General features: G+C 69.6%; 9 protein-coding genes. 7 read left to right on the forward strand and 2 right to left on the reverse strand.

The features are described 5' to 3' along the window. The coding region (asnB, locus tag I6U14_RS12760) for an asparagine synthase (glutamine-hydrolyzing) (RefSeq protein ID WP_296899874.1) at positions 1 to 1,449 on the reverse strand (1,449 nt) is incomplete at its 3' end. Positions 1,450 to 1,699: 250 nt separating this feature from the next. On the opposite strand from asnB, the gene I6U14_RS12765 reads away from it, so the two are divergent. Genes I6U14_RS12765 through I6U14_RS12785 form a run of 5 tightly spaced genes read left to right on the forward strand, consistent with a single transcriptional unit; the run spans position 1,700 to position 7,765 of the window. Beyond that, positions 1,700 to 2,974, forward strand: a complete 1,275-nt coding sequence (locus I6U14_RS12765; RefSeq protein WP_296899876.1) for an O-antigen ligase family protein — start codon at positions 1,700 to 1,702, stop codon at positions 2,972 to 2,974. Further along, positions 2,974 to 4,086 carry a glycosyltransferase gene (locus I6U14_RS12770; RefSeq protein ID WP_296899878.1) on the forward strand — a complete coding sequence of 371 codons (1,113 nt, stop codon included), beginning with the start codon at positions 2,974 to 2,976 and terminating at the stop codon, positions 4,084 to 4,086. Before I6U14_RS12765 ends, I6U14_RS12770 begins: the two co-directional genes overlap by 1 nt. Next, on the forward strand, positions 4,083 to 5,165 hold the full coding sequence (locus I6U14_RS12775) for a glycosyltransferase family 9 protein (RefSeq protein ID WP_296899880.1): 1,083 nt from the start codon (positions 4,083 to 4,085) through the stop codon (positions 5,163 to 5,165). The genes I6U14_RS12770 and I6U14_RS12775 overlap by 4 nt, the downstream gene beginning before the upstream one ends. After that, on the forward strand, positions 5,162 to 6,286 hold the full coding sequence (locus I6U14_RS12780) for a glycosyltransferase (RefSeq protein ID WP_296899882.1): 1,125 nt from the start codon (positions 5,162 to 5,164) through the stop codon (positions 6,284 to 6,286). The genes I6U14_RS12775 and I6U14_RS12780 overlap by 4 nt, the downstream gene beginning before the upstream one ends. A 15-nt stretch (positions 6,287 to 6,301) precedes the next feature. Further along, positions 6,302 to 7,765 (forward strand): glycosyltransferase family 39 protein, encoded by a 1,464-nt coding sequence (locus I6U14_RS12785; protein ID WP_296899884.1) that lies wholly within the window; start codon positions 6,302 to 6,304, stop codon positions 7,763 to 7,765. Positions 7,766 to 7,783: 18 nt separating this feature from the next. Here I6U14_RS12785 and I6U14_RS12790 read toward each other — a convergent pair whose 3' ends face one another. Beyond that, positions 7,784 to 8,938 (reverse strand): glycosyltransferase, encoded by a 1,155-nt coding sequence (locus I6U14_RS12790; RefSeq protein WP_296899886.1) that lies wholly within the window; start codon positions 8,936 to 8,938, stop codon positions 7,784 to 7,786. Between the two features lie 189 nt (positions 8,939 to 9,127). Between I6U14_RS12790 and I6U14_RS12795 the strand changes: the two genes are divergently transcribed. Both I6U14_RS12795 and I6U14_RS12800 read left to right on the forward strand, forming a co-directional pair. Continuing rightward, positions 9,128 to 10,660, forward strand: a complete 1,533-nt coding sequence (locus I6U14_RS12795; RefSeq protein WP_296899888.1) for a hypothetical protein — start codon at positions 9,128 to 9,130, stop codon at positions 10,658 to 10,660. A 109-nt stretch (positions 10,661 to 10,769) separates the two neighbouring features. Next, positions 10,770 to 11,700, forward strand: a 931-nt coding sequence (locus I6U14_RS12800; RefSeq protein WP_296899890.1) for a 3-deoxy-D-manno-octulosonic acid transferase, incomplete at its 3' end; no start/stop codon positions are given.

The raw sequence follows: 11,700 nt of genomic DNA on the forward strand, positions 1-11,700 counted from the left end.
AAAGGCCCGCGGCCGAGGTGCCAGCGGGGGGCCCCGGCCCCCCGGCCCGAGGGCAACAACCGGCCGGGCCGTTTTCACCGGCAAGTGGTCCGGCGGGGCCGGGGTGGGATCCGGGTATGGTGGCCGCGGGAGGGCGGGCCAGCAGTGGGGCGTCGCCCGCCAGGCGTCCACGAAGGGCTGTCGGCTGCGGCCCGGCAGCGCCCGCAGCGCGGGGCCGAACAGCCGACGGATCCAGGGCGGCGACCACTGCGGGCGGGTGCGGAAGCCGCCACTGCCGGGGAACAGCAGAGCCTTGCTGAGCCGCTCAGCGGCCGTCGGTCGGTAGCGTCGGTAGCCGGCGAATGCCTCGTCGCCGCCCTCGCCGGAGAAAACCACCTTGCGTGACGCCGCCGCAGTCTGCGCGAGTACCGACGTGGGCAGGCAGGCATAGTCGCGCATCAGGTCGTCGGCGGCCCAGACGCTGTGCGGTAGGCGCGCAAACACCTGCGCCGGCTCCAGCGCGATGGCCGTATGCTCGAAGCCAAACCAGTCGGCCACGCGCTGGGCGCCGCCTAGCTCGTCGGCCATGGCCGTGCCGCGCCAGCCAATGGAGAAGCTCTGGATACGCCCGGCACCATGCTGCGCCAGGGAGGCCGCCAGGGTCGCCGAATCCAGCCCCCCGGATAGGAAGAGGCCAAAGGGGACATCCGCGCGCATGTGCTCGCGCATGACCTCATCCAGCAGGCCGTCCAGCTCCGCAGCGGCGGCCTCGGCATCGAGCCTGCGGGGTGTGACGTCTTGCAGGGACCAGTAACGACGGCGCTCGATATGCAGTTCCGCATCGATGCTGAGCAGCTCGCCGGGCAGCACACGGTGGATGCCCGTGAAAATGGTCTCCTCGCCAGTGTTGAACTGCTGCAGCAGGAACTGCCGCAGCGCCGGTGCGTGCACTACGGGCTGGTCGGGCAGCAGCGGCAACAGCGCCTTCATTTCGGAGGCGAAGGCAATGCGGTCGGGCAGGCGGACATAGAACAGCGGCTTGATGCCCAGGCGGTCGCGCACCAGCAGCAGCCGCCGGCGCCCGTGGTCATACAGCGCAAAGGCGTACATGCCCCGCAGATGATGCACAAAGGCATCGCCATGAACCGCGTAGGCATGCAGGATGGTGGCAGAGTCCGACCCGCCGGCCGGGGGATGCGCATGGCGGGAGAGCTCGGCGTCCAGCTCCCGGTAGTTGTAGACCTCGCCGTTGGCCGCGAGCGCAAGCTGCCCATCGTGACTGACCATGGGCTGATGCCCTGTCTCCAGTCCGATGATGGACAGCCGCGTCTGCGCAAGCCCCGCCGGGCCGAGGTGATGGCTGCCGCGGTCGTCCGGCCCGCGGTGCCCGAGGCGTGCCGCCATGACAGCCAGCAGCTTGGGCTCTGGCGGCGCGCCGTCTGCGCGCAAGAAACCGGCTATACCGCACATTGCCGGCGGCTCGGGGGACTGGGCTGGAAGCGTTGATTCACAGGTGGGCGGCTGAATGGTTTGCATGGGCACGGTGCCGGCGGGCATCTTGCCACGCCGCGACGGTGCACCAAAGCCCGGAGCGGGCCCAGTCCCAGCGGCGGGCTCTGGTACTATGGTTCGCTGCGCAAGGACCCGGCGCCCCTGCGTAGTTCCGATCCGCCATTTGCAATCCTAGGCATCCAGATGCATCGCAACCAAAGGCCCACCGTTGGACGCCTGGATTGAGCGCCTGCGACGCCTCGGGCTGGATGTCACGGCCCTGGCACTGTTCTCGGCGCCGGCCGGTGTCTCCTTCGGGCTTGGGCTGGTGGTGCTCACCTTCGCATTGGCGCTGACGCGCCGTCCCGCCTGGCCGCTCTCTCCAGCAGTGATTCTCGCGGTGGTGTTCGCCGGTTACGCGCTAGTGCTGGGGCTGTTCGGCAGCTACCCCGGCGGCACGCTGACGGTGCGTATGGAGGCTGCCGCGCAGTGGGCGCAGCTGCTGGTCTTCGTCCCGGTGGCGTACCTGATCGGCGGTGATCAGGCGCGGTTGCTGCGCCTGTTCGGTCTCGCGCTGGTCGGGCTATTCATTGGCACCTTCTGGCGCCTGGATTGGGCGCTGTTGCTGTCCGAGCCAGCCGCTTTCCTCGAATCGCGGCCCGGCTTTGGCTTCCCTGCCAATGTCTTCGCGCTTTTCAGTGGAACGGTGCTGATCGGCCTTGTCACCCTGCGTCGACGCTGTTGGCACGCCGGTGGCGCCCCGGAATTGCGGTGGATGCTCTGGTGGCTGGTGGCGCTCGTGGCGGCGCAGGCCTTTCTGCTGACCCTCTCCCGGGGTGCCTGGATCGCCCTCACGCTGACAGCTGTGGTTGGTCTGGCGGTGGCTGTCCGCGGGTCCGGCTGGCGGGCGTCACCGCGGTTGCTGCTGGGGTTGGCGGCGGTCTGCCTTGCGTTGCTGCTGGTCTATGCCGGCCCCATGGCCGAGCGCTTTGCTGCCGAGTGGGGGACGATCCGTGCCATGGTGGCCGGGGAGATCGACTATTCGGCTGAATCCTCTCTCAGTCAGCGCTGGCATGCGCAGCGCTTCGGGCTCGCGGCCTGGCTGCAGCAGCCCTGGCTCGGCTGGGGGCCCGGGGCCGCCAAGGCGCTCCTTGCCGCGAGCGACGACCCCGCGGTGATGCTGATCGGCTATGGGCCCATGGAGCATCTGCACAACACCTATCTCGAGGTCCTCGTACAACTGGGACTCGTCGGTTTCCTGCTGTGGTTCGGGCTGTTCGCGTTGTTGCTGCGGGCTGTGCTTAAGGCTTGGCAGGCCGGTCAGATCGATGAAGACGTTGCGGGCTTTCTGTGGCTGGCGCTGCTATACCTCGTGCTCTGGAACCTCTTCGACTTCCATGCGACGCACCAGTCCTGGCGCGCCTTCTGGGCCTTGTTGGCCGGTGGGGCGCTCAGTATGGGCCTGTTCGCCGGGCGTGTTGGAGGCGGGCGAGGAGAAGCGTGATGCGCGTGGCGGTAGCGGTGCAGCGTTTCGGTGACGGTGGTGTGGAGCGTGTGATGACTGGCCTTGCCGGCGGTCTGGCGGCGCTTGGTTGCGAGGTGGACCTGTTGGTCGGGCGCACCGCGCATCCGTATGTTCAGGCTCTGCCCGATGCCGTCCGTGTGATGCCGCTGGGCGCCGGCGCCGATGCCCTCACCGCGGCGCTCCGGGAGCGGCCGCCGCAGATCCTGTTCACCGGCAAGCTCGCGGATGATCATGCAGCCCTCGCGGCGCGGGACAGGCTGGATGCCGGCATCCGTGTAGTAACTACCGTCGGCACGCCGCTCTCGGTGAGCCTGGCGGCGAAACGCTTCAATCCGCTGCGCACCTGGCGGGAGCGCCGCCGCGTGCGCCGCGACTACCTCCGCTTAGACGGCATCACGGCGGTATCCTCGGCCGTCGCCGAGGATCTCCATCAGCGGCTTGGCATCACCGGCGTGCCGCTGCGGGTACTACCGAATCCCGTGGTGCCAGCGGATCTCGACCGCCGCATTGGCGTACAGGCGCCGCATGCCTGGCTTGCACCCGGAGCGCCCCCGGTGGTGCTCGCGGTTGGCGGGCTGCGCAAGGTTAAGGACTTCGCGACCCTGCTGCGGGCCTTCGCACTCTTGCCCGCGGACCTTGGCGCGCGGCTCATGATCTTGGGCGAAGGGCGCGAGCGCCGACGACTCAGAGCGCTTGCTGCGCGTCTCGGCATCGTCGAGCATGTGGCCATGCCGGGCTTCGTGGCGGATCCCTTCCCCTATCTGGCGCGCGCCTCCGCGATGGTGCTGTCCTCGCGCCGAGAAGGGCTTGGCAATGTGCTGGTGGAGGCCATGGCTGTCGGCACACCGGTGGCGGCTACCGCCTGCCCTGGCGGTGTCACTGAGCTGTTGGACAGCGGTCGGTTGGGGCCGCTTACCCCAGTGGGCGACGCCCGAGCACTGGCGCGAGCCATTGCAGGCCTGCTCCAGCAGCCGACCCCGCCCAAGCTGTTGCGCGCTGCCGTCGCACCCTACGGCATCTCGGTTTCGGCGGCGGCCTATCTGGATTTTTTTCAGCATCTCCTCGCCAGGCGAGCTGGGCAGGCGCCTTGAGCACGGCCGATCACGCCAGCCGCTGGCATACGCCCGAGCGGGTGCTGCTGGTGCGACTGAGCGCCATCGGCGATGTGATCTTCGCCTCGCCGCTCGCCGCGGCCTTCCGCCGGGCCTATCCGCATGCCCACCTGGCGTGGCTGGTCGAGCCGGGCTGTGCGCCGCTGCTGCGCCACCACCCGGACTTGGATGCGGTCATCGAATGGCCAGGCCCGCGGCTGCGCAGCCTATGGCGGGAGCGGCGCCTTCCGGCGCTGGCGGCGGAGCTGCGCGCACTGCGCCGCGATCTGCGCGCGCGCCGCTTCGATCTGGCGGTGGACCTTCAGGGCCTCCTCAAGAGCGCGCTGCCGGTGTGGCTCTCCGGTGCTCCGCAGCGCATCGGTCTCGGCAGCCGCGAGGGGGGTCGGCTTCTGCTCACGCGGGTGGTGCCTCGGGAGCCGCCGGCTGCGCGTGGCCGCATCGGCTCTGAATATCTGCACCTGGCCCGCACGCTGGGGCTGCCGGACGACAGCTTCGACATGGCGGTGCACTTTGGGTCCGACGATGCGGCGGCCGCCGACCGCCTCCTGGCGGCAGCGGGCCTGTCCGCCGGTTATGTCGCGCTTTGTCCCTTCACCACTCGTCCGCAGAAGCACTGGCTCGCGCCGCGCTGGGCGGAGCTTGCGGCGCGCTTGCGGGCCGACACCGGGCTGCATTCGGTGCTGCTGGGCGGTCCAAATGACGCCGAGGCCGGCGCGGAGATCGCCGCTGAGTCCGCCGGATCTGCGCTCAGCCTCGCCGGGCGTACCTCGCTACTGGAGGCGGCCGTCGTCATCGACCGCAGTCGTGCGGTGGTGGCCGTAGACACAGGTCTTGGACATATGGGTATCGCCCGCAAGCGCCCGACACTGCTGCTCTTCGGCTCGTCGCTACCCTACACCGACACCGGACGGCCCGATGCCCGGGTGCTCTACCATCCGCGCGCCTGCTCGCCCTGCCGGCGCCGGCCCACCTGCGATGGGCGCTTCGACTGCATGCGCGCCATTACCGTCGATGAGGTCGTGGCGGCGTTGCGTGTACTGCCGGGGGTGGTCTTGTGAGGGTGCTGCATGTCGAAGGCGGCGGCGAGCTTTACGGCGGCGCTCAGCAGGTGCTCTATCTGCTGAAGGGGCTTGCCGAGCAGGGTATCGACAGCCATGTGGCCTGCCGGCCCGGCTGCGCCCTGGCGCGGCGCGCGGCGGCCTTCGCGCGTGTGCACGAGATGCCCATGGGCGGGGATCTGGATGTGGGGATCATCCTGCGGCTGGGCCGGGTCATTCGCGATGTGCGCCCGAATCTGGTGCACCTGCACAGCCGCATTGGTGCCGACGTCATGGGCGGCATCGCCGCCCGCCGCGCGGGTATCCCGGTGGTCCATACCCGGCGCGTGGATAACCCGGAGCCGCGCTGGCTCGCGGCGGCGAAGTATCGGCTGCACGACCGGGTCATCGCCATCTCTGAGGGCATCGCCCGCGTCCTGCGCGACGCTGGGCTGCCGGACGCCAAGCTGCGGGTGGTGCGCAGCGCCGTAGACCCGCGTCCGTTCGCCGGAGGATGCGACCGCGAGGCGCTTGCTCGCAGCCTGGGCGCCGCGGATGCGCTGGACATGCCCACGCCTGTCGTGGGTGTCGTGGCGCAGCTGATCGAGCGCAAGGGGCATCGCTTCCTGCTGGATGCACTGCCTCTCATCATCGCCGCCGAGCCCCAGGTACAAGTGCTCTGTTTCGGAAAGGGGCCCTTGGTGGGGCCCCTGCAGGAGCGCATCGACCGCGACGGTCTCGCCGAGCATGTGCGGCTCGTGGGCTATCGGGACGACCTGCCGAAGCTGCTGCCTTGCCTTGACCTCCTGGTGCATCCGGCGACCATGGAGGGGCTCGGTGTCTCCTTGCTGCAGGCGTCCGCTGCCGGTGTGGCCATTGTCGCGAGCGACGTTGGCGGCATCCCCGAGGCGGTGCGCGACGGTGTGAACGGCCGTCTGGTGCCGCCCGCTGACGTGCCGGCGCTCGCCGCGGCGGTGCTCGCCCTGCTGAGGGACCCGGTTGCTCGGGCGCGGCTGGGTGCCGCCGGGCGGGCGCCGGTGGCGCGGGGATTCTCCGTTGCCGGCATGGTGGCGGGCAATCTTGCGGTCTACCGCGAGCTGTTGGCCGGCGCGCCCGGGCCCGCTGACCATCAGCCGGGCTGAACGCAGACGTTGTGGATGGAGACTCAGACCCAAGCGACGCCGGCTGCCGCCCCAGAGGAGCGTGCCACGGGCGTCATCATGGCGGCGGCCCTTGCCTATTTCGCCCTCAATGCGCTGCTGCTGGGTCTGGTGACGCCCACCGCCGAATGGGACCACGCCGAGCAGCTCATCCTGAGCCAGTTTCCTGCGCTCGGCTACAACAGCCAGCCGCCGCTCTACACCTGGCTTGTGCAGGCCCTGTTCACGGTCACCGGGCCGAGTCTGGAAGCGCTCCTGGCGCTGAAGGCCGTGCTGCTGACAATGATCGTATGGGGTTTGGCCATGGCGGCCCGGGAGCTCGGACTGACCGCGGCGCTGCAGTGGGTCGCCGTGCTCGGGCTGGCGCTGATCCCGCAGATCGCCTGGGAGGATCAGCGCAACTTCACCCATACGGTGTTGGTGGTGGCGGTGGCCGCCTGGTGCTTGGTGGTGCTGTTGCGGCTACCGCGGCGCTCGGGATGGGGAAGCTACGTCCTGCTCGGTGTGCTGTTGGGGCTGGGAGCGCTCAGCAAGTACAACTTCGGGTTATTCGCGCTGGGCCTGTTGGCGGCGGCGGTCACGCTGCCAACGTGGCGGCGGGCGCTCTTCACTTGGCGCTTCATTGTCTCCCTAGCGCTCGCCGCAGTGCTCTTTGTCCCACACGGGCTCTGGGCCTTGAGCGAGCCGACGGCTGCCCGCGAGGGCTTCCACAAGCTGGAGATGACCGCCGGCATCGGCTGGGCCGCCCTGCTGGACTTGGCTGCGGGCCTTGCGGCGACGCTGGGGGGGCTGGTGCTCCTCTCGCCCCTGGTGCTGCGGCGGGGTGCGCCCCGGCTGCAGGGTCGGTTGGGATGTCGGCTGCTGTGGCGCACCGCGGGCGTGGTGCTCGTCCTGGCGGTGGCATTGCTTCTCGCGAGCGGTGCCCGGGATATCAAAGAGCACTGGCTGCAGCCGATGGTTTTCTACGCCCCCCTGCTGCTCGCCTGCCACGCTGCCCCCGCCGGATGGCGTGGACGTGCATTCGCCGGGATCGCGTTGTTGGTGCTGGCGGCTGTCTCCTTGGCGCTCCCGGGGCAAGCCCTATGGGCGGACCCGGAGCGCCCCTCCCGCCTCAATGCGCCTTATCGCGAGCTGGCGGCGGAGATGCAGGCAGCGGGTGCGGCGCCAGCGCTGGTGCTCGCAGACACCGATCCGCTCGCAGGTAATCTGCGGCTGGCCTTGCCGAACGCCGTGGTCATGTCGAAGCGGAGCTTCTTCCCGGAGCGGTTGCCCGGAGGTGACTGGCTGCTGGTGGGGGAGCACCTGGAGGATCCCGGGGCGCCCTTCCGGCGCTGGCTGGCGAGAACGCTGGGGCTGTCTCAGCTTGAGATCCGGCGTGCGCAAGCCCCCCTTTACTACCTGCCCGGGCAGTCCATGGGGCTGGATTGGGCCGTGGTTGCTGCCCCAGTGGAGCAGCCCTGATCCCGTGGCTTGCGTGCCTCAGGGTGGTGGCTGCATGGATGGTGCTTTGCCGGCGGCCACCGCGTCCAGCGCCGCCGCATAGGCCGCCGCGCTGGCATCTGAGCGGTAGGCGGCCACGGCGTGCTGCAGGACGGCTGCCGGCAATGGGTTCGCCAGCGTCGCGGCCATGGCCTTGGCCAGCGCCGCTGCGTCTCCCACCGGTACCAGCCGCCCGAAGCGCCCGTCGGCGAGCACCTCCCGCGGGCCGCTCGGGCAGTCCGTGGCCACGACGGGGGTGCCGAGCGCCATGGCTTCCGTGAGCACGTTCGGCGACCCTTCCCACGCTGACGACAGTACGAAGACGCGCGCCCTGGCAAGGAACGGGTAAGGGTTCGACTGGAAGCCCGGTAAGTCCAGGTCTGCCGCGACACCCAGCGCAGCGGCCTCCGCGGTGAGTCGGTGGCGCCACGCGCCTTCGCCCAGCAGCAGTAGCCGGCAGCGGCGCTCCGCGCGCAGGGCCGCGAAGGCACGGAGCAGTGTCGGGAAGTCCTTTTGCCGCTCCAGCCGACCGGCGCCGAGGAGCACCGGCGCCACGTGCTGCGCGGCCTCGTCGAGCCAGGGATGGGGGCAGGGCAGGGCGGCGCGTGCCGCGAGCATGGGCGTGATCACCGGGTTACGGATCACGCTGATGCGCTCCGGCGGAAAGTGCGCCAGTCGCGCCGTGTCCGCTGCGACGCCGTCCGAGACGGCCACGATGTGCTCGATGTGCTGCCAGCTGCGGCGTACCGCCGTCAGCCGCAGCCACCGGGCGAGCACATGTTTGCCCGCGAGGGCGGCGCCCAGATTGGTGCCGAGGCGCATGACGATGCGGGTCTCGACACCGGCCAGCCGGCGTGCGAGCACTGCAGCCCGCCCGGCACGGTCCTTGGCCGCCAGCAAGACCGGCGGGCGCTCGCTCCGCAGCTGGCGGGCGAGTGCGGCAACGGCGCCGAGGCTGTGACGGGCGCCGAGATCGATGCGGCGCACCCCGGTGGGTAGGTCATCAAGGTACGGACTGCTGGTGCGGATAGTGAGCAGATCCACGGGCCGGCCCAATTCCGTGAGCCCATGCAGTAGGTTGACGAGCATCCGCTCGACGCCGCCAGCGCCGGAGAAGGAGGCGAGCACGGTGATGCGCGAAGGGGTGTGGGTCATAGTCTATCTGTCGCGTTCGCCGTCGCTGCTGAGCCGTCGGATGTGAGTGCGAAGTGATCCCGGACAGCTTCCGGCGGCCACCGGTGCGGCAGCCGAAGGCCCGACCCCGTTACAATGGCGGCGGTCGCCCCGCTGAGCAGCGGGGCCATTGTGCTATAGTCCATCCCGCGCTGGCAGTGAGGATTCGAGATGGCAAAATCAGCGACACAGGCCGCCGAGGCGGGTGCATCCGCGGCCAAAACTCCCAAACAGAAGAGCTCTTGGCTTTGGTTCCTGACCCTGTTGCTGGCGGGCGCCTTCGTCGCATCCGGTCTCGTCGGGCATGAGCCCTGGACGGCGGGTGAGGCGCGCTCCCTCGCTGCCGTGCAGAGCATCATCGACAGCGGCGAATACCTAGTGCCGCAGGTGGACAACACACCCGTGTTGGACACGCCGCCGCTGTACTACATGACCGGCGCCGGTCTGGCGCAGTCGCTCGGGGATTATCTACCGGCGGATCAGGCCGCACGTGTCGCAAGCGGCGTGTATCTCGGCCTGACGCTGCTGTTCACGGCGCTCTTTGCCCGCGCCGCCTGGCGCCATGGTGATGATGCGCCCTTGCCGGCGGCGGGCGCCGCCGCGGTGCTGGTGCTGCTCAGCAGTTTGGGGGTTGTCTGGTATGGGCACGATATGCTGCCCGAGACGGGTCTCATGGCGGGCATCGCGATCGGCCTCTATGGTATGGCCCTTTGGCCGCGTCGGATCTTCTGGGGCGGTCTCTGGCTCGGGACAGGTGCGGGCATCGCGTTCATGTCCCATGGCCTGTTCGCGCCCGTGGTGCTCGGCCTGACCGCGTTGGTATTGCCCTTCATCGGCATTGCCCGCTTCGGACGCTATCTGCGCGGTCTCATTGTCGCCGTGATCTTCTCCCTCCCCTGGCTCCTGATCTGGCCGCTCCTGCTCCAGCAGCGTGATCCGGCCCTGTATCAAGCCTGGTGGTCGGCAGCGAGTCCGCAGAGCTACATCGCCGGCATCGATCTGAGCAATCCTTCGGTGCAGCTGCAATGGCTGTGGCTGTTCCTGACCATGTCCTTCCCTGCCTGGCTGCTCGCGGTGCTCACACTGGTGCTGCGTCCGGGTGCGCTCTTCGGCTTCCCCGGCTTCCGTGCGGCGCTCTTGGCTGCGGTGCTCGGCTGGGGCCTTTTGGTCCTGTCGGATGCGCTGAGCCCGGTCGTGGCCGTCGGGCTGCTGGTGCCCTTGGCTGTCATCGCTGCCGGCGGCGTGCAGCGGCTTCCGCGCTGGTTCGTGTGGCCCGCGCATTGGCTGTCGGCGCTGCTCTTCGGCGTCGTTGCCGCGGCGCTCTGGGCGACCTGGGTCTGGCTGCTCTACAAGGGCGCGCCGCCCCCAGTGGAAGGGCTCGGTCAATATCTGCCGATGGATCAAGGCTTCATATGGCAGCCGGCAGTCTATGTGACGGCCGCTGTGCTGACGGTGCTCTGGCTCTGGGTCGTGATGCGCTTCCGCCCGTCCCGGCCGGCGGCGCTGCTTGCTTGGCCGGTTGGTATCGTGATGGTCTGGAGCCTGCTCGCGCTGCACCAGCCCTGGCTCGATGCAGCTATCGCGGAGGGTAAGCTGGCCAAGGCCGTCCCCGCCGAGCTCATGCCCGAGCCGGCACCAGCGTCGGCTCCCGCCGCGACGGCGCCGGAGGGCGCGGCACCCGGCACCGCCGCGACCGCGCTCTGAGCCATGGCAGGCGGTGAGCCTGCGCACCACAGCATTGGGCCGGCGGAGGCCGGTCCGGTGTGCTCTCGAGTCGAGGCTGCGCCGCTCTGACTGACCCCGCCGCTGTCACTTGTCGCGCCGCCTCTATTCCGTTCTCGTCGCGCTGCTGATTCCGCTGGCGCTGCTGCGCCTGTTCTGGCGATCTTGGCGGGCGCCGGCTTATCGCGAGCGCTGGCGTGAGCGTTTAGCTCGCGAGCCGATCCCGCCCATGCCGGCGGATGTTTGGGTGCACGCGGTGTCCGTCGGGGAAGTACAGGCGGCGTTGCCGCTGCTGCGGCACCTGCTGCGCCGGGATTTGCGCGTGTTGGTAACCACGACGACGCCCACCGGTGCCGCCCGACTCCAGGCATTGTTGGGTGACGCTGTCCAGCACCGCTACACGCCCTTCGACCTGCCCGGCATCATGGGGCGATTCCTGGACCGGGTGGCGCCGCGGCTGGTGCTGGTGATGGAAACCGAGATCTGGCCGAACATGCTGGCCGTCTGTGAGGGTCGCGGAATTCGAACGCTGTTGATCAACGCGCGCTTGTCCGCGCGCTCGGCGCGCGGCTATGCCCGAGTTGCCGGGCTCAGCACCGAGACCATGCGCCGTTTCTCCCACATCGCCGCCCAGAGCCCGGCGGATGCCGAGCGCTTCGTCGCCCTCAATGTGGACCCCGCCCGCATCACCGTGACCGGCAGCATCAAGTTCGACGTCCAACCGCCGGCGAGCCTAACCGACCGCGCCGAGGTGCTGCGCCGTACCTGGGGCAACGACAGACCCGTGTGGGTGGCCGCCAGTACCCGCGAGGGTGAGGAGGAGCAGGTACTTGCAGCGCATGCGGTGGTGCGGGCACATCTGCCGACGGCGTTGCTGGTGCTCGTACCGCGGCACCCAGAGCGCTTCGAGCGCGTGGCGACCCTGGTGCAGCGCAGCGGATTTCAGCTCATCCGGCGCCGCCTTGCGGGTGCCTGCTCGGTAGACACCGCCCTCTACCTCGGAGACCACATGGGCCAGCTGG

The sequence above is a fragment of the Thiohalocapsa sp. genome (genome assembly GCF_019695415.1).
Taxonomy (GTDB): Bacteria; Pseudomonadota; Gammaproteobacteria; order Chromatiales; family Chromatiaceae; genus Thiohalocapsa.